A 22,861-nucleotide genomic window follows, 5' to 3' on the forward strand; every position below is an offset into this window, starting at 1 on the left:
AGTTGGCGGCAATTTAATAGGCTGACTCTTTGAGGTTTTGCATGAGCTTTTTTATCCCCTCCGCCATGGCACAGGAAGCGGCGCCGGCAGCACAGGGTAATCCGATGATAACCCTGCTGATGTTTGCGGGTTTGTTTGCATTCATGTGGTTTTTCATTATTCGCCCACAGCGCAAGCGCCAGAGAGAGCACCAAGAGCTGGTTGGCGCTCTGAAAAAGGGTGACGAAGTTGTAATGAGCAGCGGGATGCTGGGCCGCGTCGACAAGGTCGATGAGGACTACATCGTATTGGAAGTTGCAGACAGCATGTCTTTGAAGTTCCAAAAAGTAGCTGTGCACGCAGTATTACCCAAAGGTACGATTAAAAAGATCTAATCCTATTCAGGGTTTATCTTTGAATGTCGTAACTAAAAAAGCCTGGCAATTGCCGGGCTTTTTTATTGCTGCCAGCTTTATGTTTTGAGGGCTTGGTCTAATTTTACCTTGTTGATAGATAGTCTCAGGTGAGTGCTATGTCGTTTACGGGTGAAAAAGAAGAAAAAATCAGTATTGTTAGAAAAGTCCGATCATTGCCCACTTTACAGGAAGTCCAGGTAAAGGAGCCGCAGAAGGATGATGGAAGCTTCTATTTTCAGGTAAATCTTTCCGCTAAAACTTCTGTTGGAGATGGGTTTCTGAAAACAGGGGTTGTTCAGGCTAGTGTGCCAGGTTGTAGTGCGTTTGAATTACGATGTGACGAGGGCAGTATTATAGGTGGTGCGGATAGTGCCCCAGCTCCGCTAGATTATCTGTCAGCAGGAATTGCATTTTGCTTTCTCAGTCATATTTCTATATACATTAATTCAGTCAAGCTCAAGGTTGATAGTGTGCGCCTGGAGCAGCAGATGCGCTTTAAAGCTGAAATTTACAACTTGCAAAACTCCACGGATGACCAGCCTCATAAGGGGCTTTGCGAGGGTATAGATATCTTTGTGTTTGTGGAATCAGAAGAACCAAGGCAGTCTATTGAGAGGATGGTGGCCGCCTGTCGGACTGCCTGTATGGGGCTGCAAACGGCAATAAATTCAGTTCCGGCTGAAGTATCCTTGATTTATAACGACCCTTGATCCCCCAGCTGTACACCTATGTTGGTGCCAGCTTTTAGTTGCTCGCATTTTTAGATTGCTAACATGGTGCTCACATTGCCGAAGAGTTTGCCTATCAAGCTGCCCGATCGCGTTCGCCTTGCAAATCTGCCAACGCCACTACAGCCGCTGGACCGTATCACTGAGCGTTATTCCTTGCCTTTTAATGGGCCGAGAATCTGGATAAAAAGAGACGATCTTACCGAATCCGCAATGTCCGGAAATAAGCTGCGCAAGCTCGAATTTGTTTCAGCAAAGGCGCGGGCTGTGGGAGCGGAGGTCTTGATAACCTGCGGTGGAATTCAATCCAATCATTGCCGTACCACTGCTTTGGTGGGGGCTCGCTTGGGGTTTAAGGTTCAGTTGATTTTACGTGGCGAGTGCACTGCAAATCCCGATGGCAACCTTTTACTGGATGAGTTGGCAGGCGCTGAAATTGCGGTTTACTCACCGGAGGAATACTCCCGGAATTTACAAAGCCTCTTTGACAGCTGGGCTGCTGAGTATCTGTCCAGAGGGCAGAGGTCTTTCTGTATCCCCACTGGCGCCAGCGACGGTTTAGGCATCTGGGGTTATATTTCGGCCTCTCAGGAATTATTGGCAGACTGTGCAGATAGGGGCTTCTCGCCTGATCATATTTTATGCGCTACTGGCAGCGGTGGGACCCAAGCGGGTTTGACCTTGGGGTGCCACTTGCTGGAAGCCGGTACGAATGTTACGGGTTTCGCCGTTTGCGACAGTGCAAATTATTTCCAAGTGAAAGTGCGTGAGGATATTTCGCAGTGGATGGCACAGTCTGGCGTATCGCTTGATTTGGAGTCCCTCAAGATTTTGGTTAATGCCGACTATAAAGGTCCCGCTTACGGGGTGGCGGAGCCAGAGGTTTACCAAACTATTAAAGAGTTGGCTTGCCTGGAGGGGATTCTTCTCGATCCTGTCTACACCGGCAAAGCATTTCATGGTCTGTTACAGGAGTTAAAAAAAGGAAATTACCAGGGCTCAGATAACCTGGTTTTTATTCATACCGGAGGGCAATTTGGCCTCTTCCCCCACCGAACTCACTTCTTCCCAGTGGCCGAATAATACGACATTACTGTTCTCGTGCCGCGTAAGCTGCTAACCTGCGCAACAAATTACAGTTGTATCTGTATATAAAACAAACAGAAATAAGTCAGAGTAGTGGGGGGTTAGTTTGGATTCCTTTAACAATCTGCTGTTGTTAATAGACGGCATGCTCGGCTCAGCACCTTGGTTCCCCTGGGTGTTACTTGGAGTCGGTTTCTTTTTCACCATTTATCTTGGTTTTCCGCAGCTTCGTTATTTTGGGCATGCGATCAAGATTGTACGCGGTAAGTACGACAAGCCCGGAGACCCGGGTGATACCTCCCACTTCCAGGCATTGGCCACAGCACTGTCGGGTACCGTAGGTACCGGTAATATCGGTGGCGTTGGCTTGGCTATTTTCCTCGGTGGTCCCGCTGCGCTGTTTTGGATGTGGATGACCGCATTCCTGGGTATGACCACAAAGTTTGTGGAAGTGACCCTGTCACACAAATACCGTATTAAAGCAGCGGATGGTTACTACGCGGGTGGCCCCATGTTTTACATGGAGCGTCGCTTGAATATGAAATGGCTTGCGGTTCTCTTTGCAATCGCGACCGTTATCTGTTCATTCGGTACCGGCAGCTTGCCCCAGGTGAACAATATTGCCCAGGCAATGCACGATTCTTTCGGTGTCGAGAAGGCTCTGACTGGTGGCATCCTGGCGATTTTGCTGGGCATGGTGATTATTGGCGGTATTACCCGAATCGCTAAAGTGACCTCCACCATTGTTCCCACCATGGCAGTTATCTATGTAATAGGTGCCTTGGGCGTTATTATCTACAACTACGAAAATATTCTGCCGTCCTTTGGGGCTGTTTTCCGCGATGCCTTCACCGGCAGTGCGGCCGTAGGTGGATTCCTGGGTGCGAGCTTTGCCTATGCCTTTAACCGTGGTGTGAACCGCGGCCTTTTCTCCAACGAAGCGGGTCAGGGCTCTGCACCTATTGCTCACGCCGCCGCTCGCGCGGACGAACCGGTTTCTGAAGGTATGGTTTCCCTGCTGGAACCCTTTATCGACACCATTATCATTTGTACCTTAACCGGACTTGTGATTCTTTCTTCTGGTGTTTGGACTGAGAAACACGAGAACCTGTTTGAAGGTGCAGATACCTACGTTGTAGCGGGTAGCTACGATGAGAAGAATACCCAGGATGTTGAGCAGCTGTTCAAGTATTTGAGCGGTCAGGAGAGTGATGTTAAAGCCTATAACGGCTCCATTGTTGTGACTGACGGCCACCCGCTGAACAGCCAGGACTTTACCCTCATCCATGCCCGTTCTATTGCTGAAGACCTGGACTTCCGTGTGGGGGATGACAGCTTCAGCGGTGTTCTGGATGTGAAAGATGGTAAGTTTGCCAATGAAGATGTGGATATTTGGGGTAAGTCCCTGGTGCACTCTGTGGCCCTGACCAATCTTGCCTTCCAGCGCGGTTACTTTGGTGAATACGGTGGTCTGATTGTTACTCTGGGAATTCTGCTGTTTGCTTTCTCTACAGCAATTGCCTGGTCATACTACGGCGACCGCTCAATGATTTACCTTTTCGGCCCCAAGGCAGTAATGCCTTACCGAATAGTTTACGTTATTGCATTCTTCTGGGCTGCGATTGAGGACACCACAGTTATTTGGAACCTCTCTGCGGTGGCCATTGTGATAATGACCTTGCCCAACCTGTTTGGTATTACTGTGTTGGCCAAGGAGATGAAAGATACCGTGAAGGACTACTGGAAAGACCCAAGCCATAAATAATTTGTCTGGGTTTGATTAAAAAAGGCGGCCAATATGGCCGCCTTTTTTGTTTGTGCACCGCCGATCCTTTGATCGGTCTAGAGCTTGCCCACCACCCAGCAGAGACCTGCTGGGTGGAAATCAGCTCAATTACTCAGTGCTTGCACTCAGGGTAACGCCAGAGTAGGCAGAGTAAGCGCGGATACTGATATACCAGGTTCCAGCATCCGGATTACTGATGGTGCAGCTTTCGTCATTGCCCCACTGGTAGGGACGGCAGTCGTACGCTGTACGGGTAGGCTCTTGGCTGTGGCGAACATAGAGATCTGCATCTCCGCTGCCACCTTCCATTACGGCGCTTAGGGTAGAAGCTCCAGCGTCAACCTCAATGGTGAAGTGCTGCCAGCTGTTGCGAGAACCAGAAAGGTTGGTTTCTTCCCAGCTGTCGCTACCGCCACCGCCACCACCACCACCGGTGTAACTGCCTACCAGGGTGACATCGGAGAAGGAGGAGTAGCCGCGCACCATGACGTAATAGGTTCCGCCCTGTAGGTCAGCGTCAGCGATATCACAAGTTTCATTGTTGCCTGAAGTGTACGGACGGCAATCATAAGTGCTGGTGGTTGGAGCATTGCCGAAGCGAACATAGAGGTCGGCATCACCGCTTCCGCCTGACATTGCAAAAGACAGGCCTGTGGCATCTGCGGGTACATCCAGGGTGAAGTGAACTTCATCACCACTGCTGCCCTCGATGTCGGTCTCGGTAACCCCGTTTTCGAGTTCTCCGCCTTCATTACCACCACCGCCACCACCACCGCCGCCACCGCAGCTGCTGGTGGAAACGCCTACCGTGGAGAATGCGGCAACAACATCATCAGTGTCGTAGCCTAAATCTGATGCTGCAGAGAAAACACCACAGGCACCATCTTCAAAATCAGTATTGGCACTCCAATACATCTGGTTGGCAAGAACGAAGGGGTCGAATGCTGTGCGGGTATTCCAGCCACTGGTATTCGCCAGTAGGTAGAAGGCCCGGTTAAAGACGCCGGAGCTGTAGTGCACGTCCATGCCGTTGTAGTAATCATCGGCATGACCGATGGAGCTGCCATCGTCAGTTGGATCTTCAAAGTAGCGGAGTGCTCCGCTGGACTTAAAGATTTCGGCCCCTACCAACCAGTCATTGCTGCCGCGCATATAGTACTCGGCAGCTTCACCGGCAATATCAGAGAAGGCTTCATTGATACCGCCGGACTGATTGTAGTAATTCAAGTCCGAATTTTGCTCGGTAAAGCCGTGGCTGACTTCGTGAGCGGAAACATCGAGGCTAACCAGTGGATAGAAGTAGCTCTGGCCATCACCAAATGTCATCTGGCTGCCATCCCAGAAGGCATTCTCGTAGTTGTTGCTGTAGTGCACCCGCATTCTCAGTTTTTGTGTGAGAGGTGATGTGTTGTACCAGTCGCTATAGAGATCAAAGACCACACCGCCAAAGAAGTGTGCGTCATTGAGTGGTGAGTAAGCGCCGTTGATTGACTTATAGTCATTGTCCGGGCAAGTGAACGAGTGGATACTACCGCCATTCGTGCTGTGGTTCATATCAACGGTTTCTACATTGTCCGTATCCATGGCACAGCTGTCGTCAACAATCATGTGGGGGTAGTCAGTACCGTACTCGTAGCGCCCGGTCTTTGAATTGCCCCCTGGGCCTGTCGCATTTTGTGCAAAGTTCAAGCCGTCCCAATGCTTGAGAACTTCGCCAGTCATTGCATCGATAAAGTAGAAGGGGCGTGTGGGTTCATCGCCGTACTCAACCCAGTTGACCAGGTAAGCCAAGCGGGCATTGTCTTGCTCATCGATATAGACGTAGAGTTTCTTTTTGGGGTTATGTGCTTCCAGCTTCAAAGCCTGAACTGACAAAGCTCCCTGGATAACGCCCTGCTGCGTGCGCCAGTTGATCTGGTGGTCCATTGCCCGCTCAATAGCATTATCTTCATTGATAAATGCTTTGATATTGGGTACTTCCAGTTCCAGCCCAGTGATGACATTGCCGCGAACCTCAGTAATCAGACCCTGCCCGGAGCTGGTTACTGTTTGGCCGTAGACAGGAATGCCTTTGTGAGTCTGTTGGTAGCGGGCTACGGTTTTGCCGTTGACGAGAGTGCGCTCACGAACTTTTTCGAGCGCCATATCCGATCCGCCGGTGGCAGCTAAAGTTTGTGGTGAGAGCATGTCCGCCGTGGCGGGGACGCGCTCAACAGCATGTGCACTAATAGCCAAGGCTAAAGTGCAGCTTAGTCCTACAAAATGCTTCATTGCTAGCTTTCCCTTTTATAGCTTTTTTATATATGAATCCGCCGGTATACAGCCGTATTTCCCTTGTGGGGACCGTATTAAATCTGGTTGGCCAATACAGGCTGGATTTTTATGTGGTAAGACAGCAGAAGATAACCGTCGCCAGGAAGGGACCGCGGTAGCGGCAGTGGCGTTCGCTTTCTCAAACCGGTTGCCCTAATTAATTGGGCAACTTGAGATTACCCTGCATACGCATCTAGGCAACAAAAAGGTGATGGCAAACTAATATATTTGAATTGTTTTCGATATTTTTGCTCGGATCGTCACAAATTAGGAAGTGATGTTCTGCCTGTGAGGTGGAAAAGATGAGTTGTTTTTTCCGAAAAAATAAATTTGGCGATAACAGTTTATTATTTCTGTTAGCTTTTAGTGGAACGGTTATTTATACATTTAATAATAGAAATTCCCTCTCCCACGAACTGATCACACGATTAAACTCTTCATATTCATTTCTCTTGATTGCGCTCCAGGCTTTTACGAATTTACTGCCAAACATTTCTGTCGCTTCATCACAATCTGATAGGAGTGTCAGGGCATGTTCCTGGGTGCGGGGAAGTGTAATTGACTCTTTGGAGCAGTCGCCCTGATAAGGTGCGCTCGGTGCGACTTTATTGGTCATTCCTAAATACCCGCAGGCAAGAGAAGCTGCTATGGCAAGGTAGGGATTGCAGTCTGCTCCGGGAAAACGATTTTCAAGACGTTTACTTTGTGGCGAGCTGTCGGGAACCCGAAGGCCTGTTGTTCGGTTGTCGTAACCCCAGTGGAGACTGGTGGGTGCGGCCATTTCAGGTGTAAAGCGGCGATAGGAGTTTACATTTGGAGCAAAAAAACTAATAAAACCGGGAGTGTATTTCTGCATGCCGCCAATAAAATGCAAGAAATTATTGCTCTCTTTTCCTGTATTATCGACAAAAATATTTTCACCGGTTTTTCTATCCGCCACACTCTGGTGTAAGTGCAGCGCGCTTCCAGGTTCGTCTTCCATCGGTTTTGCCATGAAGGTTGCATAAATGCCGTGGCGCAGAGCCGTTTCGCGCACTGTGCGTTTAAAGGTAAAGACCTGGTCAGCTAAATGAAGTGGATCTCCATGTAGAAAGTTAATTTCCATCTGGGCAGTGCCTGATTCGTGGATCAGTGTGTCGACATCAAGCCCCTGAGCTTCACAAAAATCATACATGTCTTCAATGATGGGCTCGTATTCATTGGCCGCATCAATGCTATAGGATTGTCGGGTTTTTTCTGTGCGTCCCGATCTTCCCACAGGCGCGGATAGCTTTTCATCCGGGTCCAGGTTTCTTTTTACAAGATAAAACTCTACCTCAGGGGCGACAATAGGCTTCCATCCTCTGTCTGCATATTTTTCGAGGACAAATTTTAAAATATTACGGGTGCTGATAGGGTGAGGGTCCCCATCTCGAGAATGGCAGTCATGAATGATTTGTGCTGTCGGATCATTGGCCCAAGGGTTTAGGCGCACTGAGTTGGGGTCAGGGATTAGGAGCATGTCGGTGTCTGCTGGATCAACAAGCTCATTGTGTTCGTCGACATAATCCCCCGTGACAGTTTGCACCAAAATGCTTTCCGGTAAACGGCTGTCTTGAGTTAAGAACTTATCGGTGGGGGTGAACTTTCCTCTGGCGTTACCTGACATGTCGGGAACAAGGCATTCAACTTCTGCAATATTGTGATTTGCCAGCCAGTTTGTAATTTTATCCATTGGATAGCCATTGCTTACTTTTTCTTCCTGAGTGAAATTCTATGATCAGTGCCGGAAAGCGTTGCGCTGAAAATAATTCCTCCTGTGTAAAGGAACTATATACTGCCGATTGGAACAGGGCCGTTTATTTAAATGGCATTGAGGGTATCTGGTAGAAATATGAAGGTGATGAATAGGTTGGATGAGCACACGGAATCCTATTATGCCGCTACAGCTAACGACCTTCAGGAGTATCCATGCCTGGAAGGTAACGTGGAGGCAGATGTCTGCGTTATTGGTGGTGGTTATACGGGACTTTCCAGTGCTTTGCACTTGGCAGAGCGCGGCTACCGTGTGGTGCTTCTGGAGGTTAATAGGATTGGTTGGGGCGCATCAGGAAGGAATGGAGGACATGTCGGTGTTGGACAAAGGCGAAGTCAGGGTGATCTGGAAGCCATGTTCGGATTCGACACCGCTAAGCAGCTCTGGGATTTGAGTATCAACGCTGTTCAACTGGTGGAAAGTCTTATAGTCAGGAATCAGATTCAATGTGATTTAAAACGCGGGATCATGCATCTTGCAGCAAAATCCAGTCACGATAAATATCTGCAGGATGAAACTGAAGAACTCAGAGAGAAATATGATTACAGGCAAGTTGAGTATATAGAGAAAGAAGAAGTTCGAGAGCTTGTAAGTAGCAAACGATATCTCGGCGCACAGCTGGATTTTGGTTCGCTACATCTTCATCCTCTCAATTTTGCATTAGGTCTTGCCCGCGCAGCAGTTTCTGCTGGTGCCAGGTTTTTTGAGTGTAGTGGTGTGCAAGGGTATTCGAGCTCTTCTCCCTTTACGGTGAAAACTGCACGAGGAAAGGTGAAGGCCGAAAAGTTGATTTTAGCTTGCAATGGTTACTTGAAAGATCTTGAGCCCCGCTTAGCGGGGCGCATAATGCCAATAAATAATTTTGTGCTGGCAACAGAGCCCTTACCGGAGGGGCTCGCTAGGGAAATCATAGCCAATGACTTCGCACTGCAAGATACTTTATTTGTTATAAATTATTGGAAATTATCTGGCGATAACCGCTTAATTTTTGGGGGAGGGGAAAATTACACTAGGCGTTTCCCCAAAGATATTCGCAGTTTCGTCCGCAAGTATATGTTGAGGGTTTACCCGCAGCTGGAAAATACTGCTGTTGATTTCGGCTGGGGGGGTACGCTGGCCATTACTATGAATCGGATGCCCTGTATAGGACAGTTGCAGTCGGGCCTATATTACAGTCAGGGGTATTCTGGACATGGAGTGCCTACGGCGACTTTTGCCGGCAAGCTTCTGGCTGATGCAATTTATGGGGAGAGTGAGGGTTACAACGTGTTTTCTTCTCTTCCTAAAGTAGAGTTTCCAGGTGGCACTTTATTGAGGTGGCCGGGGTTGGTGTTGGGGATGCTTTACCACAGTTTGTTAGATAGGTTTGGAAGCTAGTCTTTGAATGATGTGATAGAGAGTGCCGACACACTAATGTGTCGGCACCGGCCTTAAATATTATTGGCTCTGGGCGGAAAGAGTTACCCCTCTGTATGAAATATAGCCTTGCACACTGATGTGCCAGGTGCCTGCAGCTGGATTGCTAAAGCTACAGAATTCATTATTGCCGTCTACGTAAGGACGACAATCCCAGCTGTCGCTGGTTGGGGTGGCACCATAACGGACGTACAAATCGGCATCGCCATTGCCGCCGAGCATTTCGACGGTCAAAGATGATGAGCCTGATGGTACATCCAGAGTGAAGTGCTGCCAGCTATTTCGGCGGCCTGATAAGTTGGTTTCTTCCCAGCCTTCTGAGTTTGAACCACCATCATCGCCACAGTTGCTGGTAGATACACCTACGGTGTCGAACGCTGCGATTACTGTTGCAGTATCGTATCCGAGATCTTCAGTAGCCGACAGGGCTCCGCAAGCACCTTCAATATAATCAGTGCTTTGATTCCAATAAGTTTGGTTAGCAAGCACAAAAATATCGAAAGCAGTTTGGGTGTTCCAGCCGCTTGAGTTGGCGATCAGGTAGAAAGCCCGGTTGAATACGCCGGAGCTGTAGTGTACGTCCATGCCGCTATAGTAGTCGGAAGCATGGCCAATGGATCTGCCATCTTTGGTGGGGTCATCCATATAGCGAAGAGCGCCATCAGCCTTGTATATATCGGCCCCCACCATCCAGTCGTTAGTGCCCTTCATGTAGAACTCGGCAGCTTCACCGGCCATGTCAGAGAAGGCTTCGTTGATGCCGCCGGATTGGTTGGCGTAGGTCAGATTGGAGTTTTGTTCAGTAAAGCCATGGCTCACCTCATGAGAGGATACATCCAAGCTGACAAGAGGGTGGAAGGTTGTGAAGCCATCACCAAATGTCATTTGGCTGCCATCCCAGAAGGCGTTCTCGTAGTTGTTGCTGTAGTGAACTCGCATTCTTAATTTTTGTGTGAGCGGCGATGTTCCATACCAGTCACTATACATATTGAAAACGACGTTGCCGAAGAAGTGGGCATCATTCAACGGGGAATAAGCACCATTGATTTCTTTGTAATCATTTTCCGGACAGGTGAAGGAGAAAACGCTACCTCCGCTTGTACCGTGATTCAAATCCACAGTCTCTACGTTAGCAGTGTTCATGGAGCAGTTATTGTCAACTTCGAGGGCAGGGAAGTCCGTTCCATATTCATAACGCCCGGTTTTTTCATTGCCACCGGGGCCTGTGGCATCCTGGAAGGCAAGGCCGTCCCATTGCTTGATAACTTCGCCAGTAAGTGCGTCTACAAAATAGAACGGTCTGCTCGGCTCATCTCCGTATTCGACCCAGTTAACCAAATAAGCTAATCGCGCCTGGTCGTTTTCATCGACATAGACATAGAGCTCTTTTTTCTGGTTTTGTGCGTTGAAGCGCATGGACGACATTGAGAGGGCTTTTTTACTATCACCATCCTGAGTGCGTAGATTCAACTGATGATTCATGGCTCGATCAATAGCATTATCGGCATCAATTGTTGCGCGGGCGGTAGGTACCTCCAGCTCTAGGCCTGAGAGTACGTGGCCTCTCACTTTTTCAGTTAAGCCTTGCCTGGAACTGGTTATGGTTCTCCCCCAAACGGGTATGCCTTTATGAGTTTGCCGATATCGGGCAACCGTTCTCCCATTGGCAAGCGTGCGCTCGCGAACCTTTTCCAACTTCATATCTGAGCCAGCGATTGAGGCTAGGGACTGATTGGAAAGTAACTCTGGTGTGACATTAATACGCTCCGCCGCTTGGGCGCTAATAGCGAGTGCGAGTGTGCTAGCGGCTCCTAACAAATATTTCATTAAGTAATTCTCTTTATGATTATAATTTAATGGCCATAGTTAACCGGGAGCATAAATTAAACGCTCAGTGGTTAATGCTGTCTGGTTAAGCGGCCAATTGAATCACACCCCAAGAATATCTCGCGCTATGAGCTGAGGGCTGTATGGAGTTTATGTGCAAAATTTTCTTGGGGGTTGTTTGCCGTTGTCAGGCGAAATAACGATATCCCTTGTTGTTATTCCTGACAATAATTTTTTTGTAGTGGATGTAAACTTGAAAGGTCAAATTGTTTTTTTGATGTGTATGTCACGAATTCTGATATTTGCAACTTTGGTTATTTGAGGGGTTTTAATTGGTTAGTTTATAGCTTTTTTCTGAGTGGCAAACTTTTTTTGAATTGTATTTAAACGGTAAAGCTTTCTGTGGTTTTGTTATTTTTGTTTATTTCTGGTGCGAAATTCTTCAATTTAATTCAATTTGCATGAAGAGGGTGCTATATGTTTGTTAAGTTTGAAGGGGTGTATTAGTCTGGGTTCTTTAAGGGGTTGTCAAACTAAAGGATTAAAGTATTAATCCTTTCTGAATTTGATGGGGGTGGATATTAACTCTACCAAAACTTTACTGTAGAAAAATGCACGCGGTAGTTTGGGGCGGTTTCAATTTCGAGTTTTGAAATGTTTTGCTCCATCGTCTTAGTCCCGCAGTCAAAGCAACTTTGACTCCCTGGACACTTGTGCAGCGCTCTGGAGGTAACATCGGGAAGGGCTGGCATTCTTATCTGTACATATCGCTCAATTTGTGGAATATAAGTTTGAGATTTGTCGCAGACTCTCACTGCCCTCAGTGAAGCTGCGGTGTCGGTGGATTAACGATGTAGAGGCTCCCTAATGGCTGTGCGTCCAGATAAGTTAGTAATCGCTATTTCCTCTCGCGCTCTGTTTAACCTTAGCGATAGCCACAAGGTATTTGAGGAGCAGGGATTGCACGCCTTTTCTCATTATCAAGTTGAGCGTGAGAACGATGTTCTGGAAAAAGGGGACGCATTCCCTCTGGTTGAGAAGTTTCTAAAGATCAATGAGCTTCTTGGCGGTGAGCCACGGGTGGAGGTGATTCTGCTATCAAGGAATAGTGCCGATACCGGATTAAGGGTATTTAACTCGATAGAGCACTATGGACTCAATATTACTCGTGCGGCCTTTTGCAATGGTGGAAGCCCTTACCGTTATATTGGCCCATTTGGATGCAACCTGTTTTTGTCTGCTGATGGTGTAGATGTCCGCCAAGCGTTGGAGCAGGGGGTTGCTGCGGCAACCTTGGTTGCCGGAGGAAATCGCGAATATCGTGATGATGTGTTGCGATTTGCCTTTGACGGCGATGCGGTAATCTTCTCTGATGAGGCTGAGCGAGTCTACAAAACGGAAGGCCTGGCTGCTTTTACTGAGGCAGAGCGTGCCTCAGCACAGAAGCCACTGGGGGGAGGGCCCTTTAAGGGGTTCCTTGAAGCTTTGCAGAGATTGCAGGCTGAATTTGAGATGGATACCTGCCCGATACGAACGGCTTTGGTAACGGCACGTTCCGCTCCGGCCCATGAGCGGGTCATCAGGACATTGCGCGCCTGGGATATTAGAGTGGATGAGTCAGTTTTTCTCGGCGGGCTTCCTAAAGGTGAGTTCCTGCGGGCTTTTGGCGCCGATGTCTTCTTTGATGATCAGCCTAGTCACTGTGTTTCTGCAGGTGAGCATGTGGCTACGGGCCATGTTCCTCATGGAATCGCAAATGCAGAGGTATAAAAAGTTCAAAAGTGATAAAGGTGTACGTTATCACTCAGTGCTTTCTATGCTGATAATGTTCGAACTTTTCCCGGTCCTCATCCGAGAGGCTTAGCTCTAATTATTAGAAAATAAAGCCGACAGAAAGTCCGGGATCCCCCAAAGTTGATTGACACTTTCGTCTCTACCACGGATATTCAACCGTCCATTGGCCCTGGCTTTGATTCACTGCTATTCTTTTCTCGTATAACTCAAGATAGTTTTTATAACTATCGATCAAAAAATGGTATTACTCGCTCTCGGCCATGAGCGAACTTAATGAAAGGGAGGATCTATGAAGCTGCAGCAGTTGAGATATATCTGGGAAGTGGCACATCACGACCTCAATGTTTCTGCTACAGCGCAGAGCCTCTATACCTCCCAGCCGGGAATTAGTAAGCAAATCCGACTTTTGGAGGATGAGCTTGGCGTAGAAATCTTCGCACGCAGCGGCAAGCATCTCACAAGGGTGACCCCGGCAGGGGAGGCAATCTTAAAGACTGCCGGCGAAATTATGCGCAAAGTGGAGAATATCAAACAGGTTGCGCAAGAGTTCAGCAATGATAAAAAAGGTAGTCTCGCTGTAGCTACCACTCACACCCAGGCGCGCTATGCCTTGCCCCCGATTATTAAGTTGTTTATAGGCCGTTATCCTGAGGTTTCCCTGCATATGCACCAGGGAACCCCTATGCAAATTTCTGAGATGGCGGCAGATGGCACTGCAGACTTTGCTATTGCTACTGAAGCTCTGGAGCTTTTCAGCGACTTGGTGATGATGCCTGTCTACCGCTGGAACCGCTGCATCCTGGTACCGAAAGATCACCCGCTTTGCCAAGTGAGCAAGCTATCCCTTGAGGACGTGGCGAAGTACCCGATAGTTACTTATGTATTTGGGTTTACCGGCCGCTCCAAGTTAGATGAAGCTTTCTTGGAGAAAGGGTTGTCACCTAAGGTAGTCTTTACCGCCGCCGATGCTGATGTAATCAAAACTTACGTGCGTCTGGGATTGGGAATTGGCATTGTGGCTGATATGGCCGTTGATGGCGAAGATGAGGACCTTGTGGCTCTCGATGCCAGTGATCTATTTGAATCGAGTGTTACGAAAATCGGCTTCCGTAAGGGGATTTTCCTGCGGGGCTTTATGTATGAGTTTATCCAGCAATTTGCCCCCCATCTCAGCCGTGAGCTGATTGACCAGGCGGCACAGGCGACATCCCGTTCTGAGGTCGATGCGCTGTTCGCCGATATGGAGTTGCCCGTTTACTAGAGGTGCTGCTGAATGGAAGTGCCGAATAAAGCTAAGGGATGGAGGCTATGAAGCCTCCATCTCGATCAGGGGGCGCAGTACTTCTTTGGCGAACTTGAAGTAAACAGTGAAAATCTCTGCTTCCTTACCTTCGCGCTCTACGACAAAGAAGGGCGCTCGCTCTACCTTGTACTGCTGAGCCAGCAGTAAGCCCGGGCTTTGCGGGTCACGCACGTCGGCGATAAGTGTCTGGTCGATAAATTGCATTTGGCCATTTTCTTCCAGCTTTTCTTCAACGTCGCGACACTTGGCGCAGGGCGAGCCGTCGGCGAGAATTTTCTTGACCAGTGTGATCTTCACGATAATTTCCTTGATCCAGTGCAATGCTATTAAAGGCAAGATGGACTGAATCTATCAGAACCCCTAATAACTTTGAAATATCAATCGCCGATACCTTTATAACTGAAATTTGTAGTGATGCTACAAAAGGCGCCAAAATAGGCTAATTTTTAGTCGTTTTTCGGCGATTTGATGCCTACTGCAAAAATTGTTCAGTTGTTTCCAGTAGTAAGCGCACCTTGGCCAAGCACTCCTGATGTTCTGAAGTGGGATCGGAATCTGCAACGATCCCACCACCTGCCGCGCAGGTTAGATGTCCATCGTTGGCACTGAAGGTCCGGATGGCGATATTGGTGTCAGCGCGGCCACAGCTGCTGATGTAGCCAATACTGCCGCAATAAATCCCCCGGGGACTGGATTCCAGCTCCCGGATCACTTCCATTGAGCGTCGCTTTGGAGCACCTGTGATAGACCCGCCGGGGAAACAAGCTTCGAGTAATTCGCTATAAACTGACTCTTCGGGTAGCTCACCAGTTACTACGCTGACCAAGTGGTGGACATTGGCAAAACTCGCCAATTGGAATAGCTCGGGAACACGTACGGTGCCACTGCGACACAGCTTGCTCAAATCATTGCGCAGTAAATCGACGATCATCAGGTTTTCCGCCCGGTCCTTGGGGCTTCTCTGCAGCGAGAAGGCGGCACGCTGATCGGCCATCTTATCAGCGTGTCTTGCTGCAGTGCCTTTAATCGGTTCCGTGCGCAAACTGGCGCCGTCAGCTCGGATAAATCGCTCCGGCGACATACTGAGCAGGCTGCCATGGGGCAGGGCCATATAAGCAGAAAAGGGACCGGCAGCTTGAGAGCGCAATGCCAGGTAAGCTGTTAGCAGATCGCCGCTATAAGGGGCCCTGAAACGCTGGGTAAAGTTTGCCTGATAGATATCGCCAGCGGCGATATATTCCAGTATCTGCTCAATTTGTGCCCGATAATCATCTGCACTCAGTTCGTGCTCAAATGGTGAATGCAGCCGGAAGTCCCCAGGCGTAAGCGTGGTCTCCCAGTTGATAGCTTTAAATCGCTGTATCAATTCGCGAACTTGCTGGGGGGGGCAGGCGGGGTGGAAAACCAGGTGGTTGCTGCCCAGTTGGTGGTCGGCAATAAAGGCCCATGTGTAGAGACCAAAAAAGCCTGCGGGCAAGTCCGTAGGGCGCATATCTGCCGGTAGATAATTGCCCTCTACACCGAGTTCATAGCCAGCGTAACCAATAACCCCGCCGCAAAAAGGCAGTTGTGAGTCCCTGTCCTGAGGGCAGAGTTCGCACACGAGGTCATCCAGCCGGGCAAATGGCTCGGGCGTGTCGGCACTTAACTCGAGGGTATTTATCGGGTCGGCACTAATGATGTCATAGCGCCCACCCTCCGCGAGAGGTCGACCGCTGTCGAGCCAAACGGGGATAGGTAAATCCGCTATCGCCGCAAATGCGGCGGGCGTGTTTAATGAGTAGGGCAGAGAGACAATTTGCATATCAAGCTACAGCAGTCCGGAAGACGGCGCACACTACACATTTTGCGGCGGCAATTAAAGGGTGTGTGGCTCTTTAGTCAATCCTGCGCTCAATACCGGCCTGAGACATCAGGCGGGTGGCGAGTTCCTCCACCGAAAGTTGGGTTGCATTGAGGAAAGGCACCTGGGCCCGCCTCAGCATTTGCTCAACTTGGCGCACCTCGAATTCACATTGTTCCTTAGAAGCGTAGCGGCTGTTGGCGCGCCTTTCCTGTCTAATTTGCATCAGGCGCTCAGGCTCGATTGTCAGGCCAAACAGCTTGTTGCGAAACGGGCGCAGGATCTTGGGCAGGGTGGTGGAGTCCATATCCTCTTCGGTGATGGGGTAGTTTGCCGCGCGCAGGCCAAACTGGAGTGCCAGGTACAAGCAGGTAGGCGTTTTGCCGGAGCGGGAAACGCCCAGCAGGATTACATCGGCTTGCTGGAATTCGCTGACTCTGCGGCCATCGTCATTGTCCATGGCGAAATGCACTGCTTCAATCCGGTCGGTGTAGCGGCGGTTGTCGTCAATGCCGTGAGAGACGTTGACCATCTGTGCCGGATCCCGGTTAAACAGATTGGCCAGTGGCGTGAGGTAGTTCTCGAAGATATCGAGCATCAGCGCAGAGCTTTGGTGCAGCTGTTCCCGGATCTTGTCGGAAACAATGCTGGTAATAATGATTGGCTGTAAACCGGATTCATCGGCAGCTTTTTCTATGCGTTGCAGGGCCTGTTTAACTTTTTCGGTGGAGTCGATATAGGGAAGCGTGACCTGCTCAACTTGTTGATCGCGGAATTGTGCGAGTAGGCTGTGGCCAATCGCTTCGACGGTGAGACCGGTTCCGTCGGAGATAAAAAAAGCCGTGCGCTTGTCTTTTGCCATGTTTGTTCTCAGTTTGTCGGCGTGAGGGGGCTATTGTAGGGGAGGAATGGGGCAAAGGTCTTTTATTCTGGCGTTTTGCAATTTTTGTAGAAAATTTACAACATTTTGGCCAATTTTTACGGGCTATTTTTTACAAAACTCATCCTTATAATCTGCCGCCACTCAACCTGAATTTTAGAGGGCCTTCACTTGACGAACTTCACGATCGACTTCGCAAAACTGGGCATGGCCGATGTCGACAAAGTCGGCGGCAAGAACGCATCACTGGGCGAGATGATCTCCTCTCTCGCCGGTGCCGGTGTGAGCGTACCCGGTGGCTTCGCTACCACCGCAGAAGCCTTTAGGGCTTTCCTGGCTCACGAACAGCTGGAGCAGCGTATAGCCGAGCGTTTGCAAGGATTGGATGTTGGTAATGTCACCGAGCTGGCCCAGGCGGGAGATGAAATCCGCAACTGGATTTTACAGACTCCGTTCCCCGAGCAGCTGGAAAAAGAGATTCGCGAGGGCTATGAGGCCCTGGGTGGTGCGGAAACTGCTGTTGCAGTTCGCTCCTCTGCAACCGCCGAAGACTTGCCGGATGCGTCCTTCGCCGGTCAGCAGGAGACCTTCCTGAATATCCGCGGTATCGAGGCTGTATTGAAGGCAGTAAAAGAAGTTTTTGCTTCCCTCTACAACGACCGTGCTATCGCCTACCGCGTGCACACCGGTTATGCGGATGTGGGCGTTGCCCTGTCTGCCGGTATCCAGCACATGGTGCGCAGTGAGACTGGTGCAGCGGGTGTGATGTTTACCCTGGACACAGAGAGTGGCTTCCGCGATGTGATCTTTATCACCGCCGCCTTTGGTTTGGGCGAAACCGTTGTTCAAGGTGCGGTTAACCCGGACGAATTTTACCTCTACAAGCCAGCCCTGGATGCGGGCCGTCCTGCGATTCTGCGCCGCAATCGCGGCAGTAAAGCGATCAAGATGGTTTACGACGAGAGCGGTGAATGTGGTCGTTCCGTAAAAACTATCCCGGTGGCAGACGAAGACCGCCAGCGCTTTGCCCTCAACGATGAGGAGCTGACAGACCTGGCAATCCAGGCTCGCAAGATTGAAGAGCACTACGGACGCCCGATGGATATCGAGTGGGCCAAAGACGGCGACAGCGGTAAGTTGTTTATCGTACAGGCACGCCCGGAAACTGTACGCTCCCGCGATCAGGGAACCAGCATCGAGCGCTACAGCTTGCAGGAGCGCAGTGACGTATTGTGTGAAGGTCGCGCAATCGGCCAGCGCATTGGCGCGGGCCCCGTTCGCAAGCTTGAATCCGTAGAAGATATGGCGCTGATGCAGGATGGTGAAGTCCTGGTTACCGACATGACCGACCCGGATTGGGAGCCGGTCCTGAAGAAAGCGAGTGCTATTGTTACCAATCGCGGCGGCCGTACTTGTCACGCGGCAATTATCGCCCGTGAGCTGGGCATCCCCGCAGTTGTAGGTTGTGGTAATGCAACCGAGCTGCTGGAAACCGGCACCCCGGTGACAGTTTCCTGTGCGGAAGGCGATACCGGTTTTGTAATGGCTGGTGAACTGGAATTCCAGCGCGAGGAAACTGAAGTTGCAGAAATGCCGGAGCTGCCGTTCAAAATTATGTTGAACGTGGGCAACCCGGATCGAGCATTTGCTTTCAGCCATCTGCCGAACCAGGGCGTTGGCCTTGCACGCCTCGAGTTTATCCTCAACCGCATGATCGGTATTCACCCGAAAGCACTGCTCGAACTGGATAACCTGCCGGAAGATCTGCAGCAGAATATTCGCGAGCGTATCGGCGGATACGATTCTCCAGAAGACTTTATTGTCGAAAAACTGGTGGAAGGTATCGCTACCTTGGCTGCGGCCTTCGCACCGAATCGCGTCATCGTACGCTTGTCCGACTTTAAATCTAATGAGTATGCGCACCTTGTGGGTGGCCAGTTGTACGAGCCAAGCGAAGAAAACCCAATGCTTGGCTTCCGTGGTGCAGCTCGCTATCGCTCTGAAGATTTCCGCCAGTGCTTTGCCCTGGAGTGCCGTGCACTGAAGAAAGTCCGCGATGAAATGGGACTGACCAATGTGGAAATCATGGTGCCCTTCGTCCGCACCCCGGAAGAAGCTGAGGAAGTAGTCGGTCTGCTGGCTGAAAACGGCCTGCGCCGTGGAGAAGGTGGCCTTAAGGTCATTATGATGTGCGAACTGCCGTCCAACGCTTTGCTGGCGGAAGACTTCCTGCAGCACTTTGATGGTTTCTCCATCGGTTCCAATGACTTGACCCAGCTAACGCTTGGTCTGGACCGCGACTCCGGCCTGGTTGCCGATTTGTTTGATGAGCGCAACCCAGCGGTCAAGGCTCTGCTTTCCAGGGCAATCCAAGCCTGTAAGAAAGCGGGTAAATATGTAGGTATTTGTGGTCAGGGTCCTTCTGACCATAAAGACTTCGCCCGCTGGTTGATGGATGAGGGGATCGACAGTGTGTCCCTGAATCCGGATACCGCAGTAGATACCTGGCTATTCCTGGCCAACGAGGAAGGTTAATTTTCCTCTTTAAGCGGCCCAATTGTGGGCCGCTTTCCCAATTTTTCCCCCGCTATATTTAATTGTAATTTTTCTGCTGAAGCGATGTTTGCCTTGGTGGAAAATGAGTCCGTTGTTGCGGTTAAACCCGGAAACATCTGATTTTGTTCTGCTAATTGTGTTTGAAAAATTTAAACGACACATTAACCAAAAAATACAAACCTCTATCAGCTGATCCGCACAGAAGAATTCATTCTAAATCTTTCCGCTCGCCTCAATAGAATCGGAAGAGTCTTAAGGTTGCGTGTAAATCGAAAAACAGATTGCGCAATGTGCTCCGTAAAAATGTTCGCCGTGGGCCCTGGCCCCACTGGCGTGCACCTGAAAATTACCGACAGACTGTTTATCTGTTGGATTCAGGGCAGGGTACCCAGACTCGGTGAGGTGAGCTATGCAAATGAGTAGACAGTTTCAAATCCCCATACTTCATGTCTTTTTGATGGTGTGCCTTATGGCTTTAATGGCAGCGCCACCGGCAGATGCAAAGCCACGCGCATCTAATTGGTTTGATGATCGCGCTGCAGCCAGGGGTGGTAGTCCATCAATTAGAATTGATTTAAGTGAGCAGCGCGCATATCTGTATAAAGGTGGGAAATTAGTTGGTGTCTCCCGTATTTCTTCGGGGAAGCGCGGTTACAGCACACGCCCCGGACATTTTCGTGTGTTGTCCAAACACCCTTATCACCGCTCGTCTATTTATGGCAGTTTTGTTGATAGACGCACTGGCAGAGTCGTGAGATCTAATGTAAATACTCGAAAGCATCGTCGCCCTGCGGGTACTGTGTATCGCGGTGCAAAAATGAATAATTACATTCGTTTTAATGGCGGTATCGGTCTGCATGCCTCTGGCCACGTGCCCGGCTATCCCGCTTCTCATGGCTGTGTGCGTATGCCCCCACATATGGCGAGAAAGTTCTATCAGCATGTGCGTGTAGGCACGCCGGTTCGTGTAACACACTAGTTTCAATTTCGTGGCAGCGAAGGCTTGGCCGGGTATTATCCATCGTGGTGATACCCGGTATTTATTTGCCTCTTAGCTCTTCTACTTTTTTCCCGCTATTATTCTTCTCTTCCATAGATTGCTGCGAGAATATTGATGCTCAAGTCAACCCCCGATTTATGTGATGCCTACCCTGATGAGGTGCGAGTAGTTGATCCTATGTTTATCAATTACGGTGGCCGAGATCGTTTTGGTGGGCAGATTGTCACTATCAAATGTTTTGAAGATAACTCCCTGGTGCGAGAACTGGTGGCTGAACCGGGGCAGGGCAAGGTTTTGGTAGTCGATGCCGGTGGATCTATGCGGCGGGCTTGTCTTGGCGATATGCTGGCAGAAAAGGCGGTTGCTAACGGTTGGGAAGGTATCCTGATGTATGGCTGCATTCGCGATGTAGATGAAATCGCGGAACTGGATCTGGGGGTGCAGGCACTTGGTAGCCATCCAATGAAAACAGAAAAAAAGGGAATTGGTGAAAGAGGCCTGGCGGTGAGCTTTGCCGGTGTGGATTTCCGCCCGGGGGAATACCTCTACGCGGATAACAACGGTGTAATTGTGGCGGGTAAGGCACTGACCTAAAAACACCAGTAAGTCCATTAGGTCTGGAAACTGGCAGCCCAAAAGCGCTGCCAGTTGTTGAGAATCAACTCAGCGGGGATCAATTAGATCTTCAGCGGGGTTCTCCGGCATTCTCAGGGACATCAAAAATGCCAAGATCTTATTCTGATCATTTTCACTTAAATACTTGAAATTCTGTGCTGCGTTACTGGCCTCGCTTCCGGGGCTGTCGTGGAGAAAAATGGCTTCTGCCAACGTAGTGGCTCTGCCGTCGTGTAAATAGGGCGCGGTATCGGCCACTCCCCAAAGGCGTGCGGTAATAAACTCACGGTTTTGCTGGTCCGTTTGGAAGAAGGCGTTCTCAGCCAGCCCCTCGCCCATGTCGTGGCGCTTGAGATCAGAGAACATCGCGACCTCTATTCCGCCATTGCGGGTTTGGCGAAAACTTGTCGGTTGCTTGGTGAGGTCCACTTCGTAAAAAATGTCTTCAAAGGGAGTTTCTGGAGAGCCGGTAAGTTTATAAGGGAGGGTCCTTCTCTGGGTGACCATCGTTGGGCGGTGGCAGTCGGCGCAGCCAATATCGGAGAAAAGCCTCCGGCCGTCACGGTGTTCTCTGTCATCGACATCGAATGGTGGTTCCAGGGTGGTAATAAAGATACTCAGTGCGGATAAGTCCCCAACGGTGATTTCGTTGACGACTCCGTCGTTATCAGCATCTGCTGTTGCTCCGCCAAAGGCTTCCGAGGCCTGCATCCCCATATGAAATGCCAAGGCGGAGACATCGAACTCCCTGACTGAGGCGTTGTCACCTTTTCGACCAAAGGGCCTGACAACCAAATCGTGCTCGACGCCTTCGACATTGGTTGTATCCAAATTGCCGTACTCGTCCGCAATGATGCTCCCAAAACTGACTGATTTTGTTTCCAGTTCAACGATGGTGCCGGGGTTATTGAGGGCGTGTTGTTTAAGATTTTGTAATTCATGGGTCATCTCACGACCAACCAATTCAATCCCCCCAGCGCCAAATAAAAATACCGGATTAATCAGCCGCCCATCAAACTCTGCGATACCGTCAAAGTTTTCATCGATAACATCGATATTGGCGGGACGGAATAATACGCTGGTTCCGAATCCTCCACCTCCGCCAATGCCCAATCTGGGTGGCGTTGTTCGATTGCTGATAACGGTGTGGCACTCCAGGCAATTTTGCGCATCAAGGCCATTGACCCGTAAAAATGTGCCATTACCTTGCAGGGTGGGCCTGTTACCTCCGGTGGGGGAATGGTTGTCCGGTTCAGAAAAATCGTGGGGGCCATCACCAAAACCGTCGTAACGATTGAAAGGCGTGCTGAAAATAATCAGCCCCGCTTCACGTATTTCGTCGAGGTGGAGTTGTCCTTGGGAAATTTCATCCTGGCTAATCCTATCTGCAGGGTCTAAGCGCGGTGCTTCGCCGATAAGATCGGCGTAAATTAATGAAGGGAGCATCAGGCTGATGCTGGTGAGAGATATTGCCGTTAATCGCTTCATGTCAAAATCCTTGTTTATTTTTCTTTCCCTTTCAAA

The 22,861-nt window shown here is 49.8% G+C and carries 17 protein-coding genes; 10 read left to right on the forward strand and 7 right to left on the reverse strand.

The genetic code is table 11. From position 1 onward, the window contains the following. Positions 1 to 41 precede the first annotated feature (41 nt). The 4 genes from yajC to ACJJIR_RS08885 all read left to right on the forward strand — a co-directional run bounded on the left by yajC (position 42) and on the right by ACJJIR_RS08885 (position 3,974). Entirely contained in the window at positions 42 to 374 is a 333-nt protein-coding gene (yajC, locus tag ACJJIR_RS08870; RefSeq protein ID WP_444908064.1) for a preprotein translocase subunit YajC, read from the forward strand. Positions 375 to 511: 137 nt separating this feature from the next. Next, positions 512 to 1,105: an OsmC-related (seleno)protein gene (locus ACJJIR_RS08875; RefSeq protein ID WP_444908065.1), complete on the forward strand. Its 594-nt coding sequence runs from the start codon at positions 512 to 514 to the stop codon at positions 1,103 to 1,105. Positions 1,106 to 1,180: 75 nt separating this feature from the next. Then, positions 1,181 to 2,206: a D-cysteine desulfhydrase family protein gene (locus tag ACJJIR_RS08880; protein ID WP_444908066.1), complete on the forward strand. Its 1,026-nt coding sequence runs from the start codon at positions 1,181 to 1,183 to the stop codon at positions 2,204 to 2,206. 109 nt (positions 2,207 to 2,315) lie between these two features. Beyond that, the gene (locus ACJJIR_RS08885) at positions 2,316 to 3,974 is read left to right on the forward strand and encodes an alanine/glycine:cation symporter family protein (RefSeq protein WP_413662275.1); all 1,659 of its coding nucleotides are present in this window, start codon (positions 2,316 to 2,318) and stop codon (positions 3,972 to 3,974) included. Positions 3,975 to 4,103: 129 nt separating this feature from the next. Here the strand turns inward: ACJJIR_RS08885 and ACJJIR_RS08890 are convergent, their stop codons facing one another. Both ACJJIR_RS08890 and ACJJIR_RS08895 read right to left on the reverse strand, forming a co-directional pair. Beyond that, complete coding sequence (locus tag ACJJIR_RS08890) at positions 4,104 to 6,266, reverse strand: M4 family metallopeptidase (protein ID WP_444896982.1); 2,163 nt, start codon at positions 6,264 to 6,266, stop codon at positions 4,104 to 4,106. Between the two features lie 421 nt (positions 6,267 to 6,687). Continuing rightward, entirely contained in the window at positions 6,688 to 8,022 is a 1,335-nt protein-coding gene (locus ACJJIR_RS08895; protein ID WP_282932490.1) for a glutamine synthetase family protein, read from the reverse strand. Positions 8,023 to 8,190: 168 nt separating this feature from the next. Here ACJJIR_RS08895 and ACJJIR_RS08900 point away from each other — a divergent pair, with 168 nt between their 5' ends. Further along, the gene (locus tag ACJJIR_RS08900; protein WP_444908415.1) at positions 8,191 to 9,480 is read left to right on the forward strand and encodes an NAD(P)/FAD-dependent oxidoreductase; all 1,290 of its coding nucleotides are present in this window, start codon (positions 8,191 to 8,193) and stop codon (positions 9,478 to 9,480) included. A gap of 60 nt (positions 9,481 to 9,540) precedes the next feature. On the opposite strand, the gene ACJJIR_RS08905 is transcribed toward ACJJIR_RS08900, so the two are convergent. Beyond that, on the reverse strand, positions 9,541 to 11,346 hold the full coding sequence (locus ACJJIR_RS08905; RefSeq protein ID WP_444908067.1) for a M4 family metallopeptidase: 1,806 nt from the start codon (positions 11,344 to 11,346) through the stop codon (positions 9,541 to 9,543). Positions 11,347 to 12,213: 867 nt separating this feature from the next. Between ACJJIR_RS08905 and ACJJIR_RS08910 the strand changes: the two genes are divergently transcribed. Both ACJJIR_RS08910 and cysB read left to right on the forward strand, forming a co-directional pair. After that, the gene (locus ACJJIR_RS08910) at positions 12,214 to 13,116 is read left to right on the forward strand and encodes a 5'-nucleotidase (protein WP_413662270.1); all 903 of its coding nucleotides are present in this window, start codon (positions 12,214 to 12,216) and stop codon (positions 13,114 to 13,116) included. Between the two features lie 313 nt (positions 13,117 to 13,429). Continuing rightward, positions 13,430 to 14,401 carry an HTH-type transcriptional regulator CysB gene (cysB, locus tag ACJJIR_RS08915; RefSeq protein WP_282932493.1) on the forward strand — a complete coding sequence of 324 codons (972 nt, stop codon included), beginning with the start codon at positions 13,430 to 13,432 and terminating at the stop codon, positions 14,399 to 14,401. Between the two features lie 45 nt (positions 14,402 to 14,446). Here the strand turns inward: cysB and ACJJIR_RS08920 are convergent, their stop codons facing one another. From ACJJIR_RS08920 to ppsR, 3 genes are all read right to left on the reverse strand, one after another. After that, complete coding sequence (locus ACJJIR_RS08920; protein ID WP_444908068.1) at positions 14,447 to 14,740, reverse strand: hypothetical protein; 294 nt, start codon at positions 14,738 to 14,740, stop codon at positions 14,447 to 14,449. Positions 14,741 to 14,915: 175 nt separating this feature from the next. Next, positions 14,916 to 16,247, reverse strand: coding sequence for an aminodeoxychorismate synthase component I (gene pabB, locus ACJJIR_RS08925; protein ID WP_444908069.1), 1,332 nt, complete (start codon positions 16,245 to 16,247; stop codon positions 14,916 to 14,918). Between the two features lie 73 nt (positions 16,248 to 16,320). After that, entirely contained in the window at positions 16,321 to 17,148 is an 828-nt protein-coding gene (gene ppsR / locus ACJJIR_RS08930) for a phosphoenolpyruvate synthetase regulatory kinase/phosphorylase PpsR (RefSeq protein ID WP_444896986.1), read from the reverse strand. Between the two features lie 189 nt (positions 17,149 to 17,337). Between ppsR and ppsA the strand changes: the two genes are divergently transcribed. From ppsA to rraA, 3 genes are all read left to right on the forward strand, one after another. Further along, positions 17,338 to 19,701, forward strand: a complete 2,364-nt coding sequence (gene ppsA / locus ACJJIR_RS08935) for a phosphoenolpyruvate synthase (RefSeq protein ID WP_444896987.1) — start codon at positions 17,338 to 17,340, stop codon at positions 19,699 to 19,701. A 436-nt stretch (positions 19,702 to 20,137) separates the two neighbouring features. Next, positions 20,138 to 20,701 (forward strand): L,D-transpeptidase family protein, encoded by a 564-nt coding sequence (locus ACJJIR_RS08940; RefSeq protein WP_444896988.1) that lies wholly within the window; start codon positions 20,138 to 20,140, stop codon positions 20,699 to 20,701. A 135-nt stretch (positions 20,702 to 20,836) separates the two neighbouring features. Continuing rightward, a complete protein-coding gene (gene rraA, locus ACJJIR_RS08945; RefSeq protein ID WP_413662263.1) occupies positions 20,837 to 21,316 on the forward strand; it encodes a ribonuclease E activity regulator RraA in 480 nt (159 codons plus the stop codon). Between the two features lie 69 nt (positions 21,317 to 21,385). Here rraA and ACJJIR_RS08950 read toward each other — a convergent pair whose 3' ends face one another. After that, positions 21,386 to 22,825: a di-heme oxidoredictase family protein gene (locus tag ACJJIR_RS08950; RefSeq protein ID WP_444896990.1), complete on the reverse strand. Its 1,440-nt coding sequence runs from the start codon at positions 22,823 to 22,825 to the stop codon at positions 21,386 to 21,388. Positions 22,826 to 22,861: the final 36 nt, after the last annotated feature.

This window comes from Microbulbifer maximicatervae (SeqCode) (assembly GCF_052467385.1).

What these genes read in the sequence shown, in the direction of transcription:
- cysB (WP_282932493.1), top strand. Translation starts at nt 13,430, where the DNA reads ATGAAGCTGCAGCAGTTGAGATATATCTGGGAAGTGGCACATCACGAC.
- ACJJIR_RS08900 (WP_444908415.1), top strand. Translation starts at nt 8,191, where the DNA reads ATGAATAGGTTGGATGAGCACACGGAATCCTATTATGCCGCTACAGCT.
- yajC (WP_444908064.1), top strand. Translation starts at nt 42, where the DNA reads ATGAGCTTTTTTATCCCCTCCGCCATGGCACAGGAAGCGGCGCCGGCA.
- ACJJIR_RS08910 (WP_413662270.1), top strand. Translation starts at nt 12,214, where the DNA reads ATGGCTGTGCGTCCAGATAAGTTAGTAATCGCTATTTCCTCTCGCGCT.
- ACJJIR_RS08890 (WP_444896982.1), bottom strand. Translation starts at nt 6,266, where the DNA reads ATGAAGCATTTTGTAGGACTAAGCTGCACTTTAGCCTTGGCTATTAGT.
- rraA (WP_413662263.1), top strand. Translation starts at nt 20,837, where the DNA reads ATGCTCAAGTCAACCCCCGATTTATGTGATGCCTACCCTGATGAGGTG.
- ACJJIR_RS08950 (WP_444896990.1), bottom strand. Translation starts at nt 22,825, where the DNA reads ATGAAGCGATTAACGGCAATATCTCTCACCAGCATCAGCCTGATGCTC.
- ACJJIR_RS08905 (WP_444908067.1), bottom strand. Translation starts at nt 11,346, where the DNA reads ATGAAATATTTGTTAGGAGCCGCTAGCACACTCGCACTCGCTATTAGC.
- ACJJIR_RS08875 (WP_444908065.1), top strand. Translation starts at nt 512, where the DNA reads ATGTCGTTTACGGGTGAAAAAGAAGAAAAAATCAGTATTGTTAGAAAA.
- ACJJIR_RS08940 (WP_444896988.1), top strand. Translation starts at nt 20,138, where the DNA reads ATGAGTAGACAGTTTCAAATCCCCATACTTCATGTCTTTTTGATGGTG.
- pabB (WP_444908069.1), bottom strand. Translation starts at nt 16,247, where the DNA reads ATGCAAATTGTCTCTCTGCCCTACTCATTAAACACGCCCGCCGCATTT.
- ppsR (WP_444896986.1), bottom strand. Translation starts at nt 17,148, where the DNA reads ATGGCAAAAGACAAGCGCACGGCTTTTTTTATCTCCGACGGAACCGGT.
- ACJJIR_RS08895 (WP_282932490.1), bottom strand. Translation starts at nt 8,022, where the DNA reads ATGGATAAAATTACAAACTGGCTGGCAAATCACAATATTGCAGAAGTT.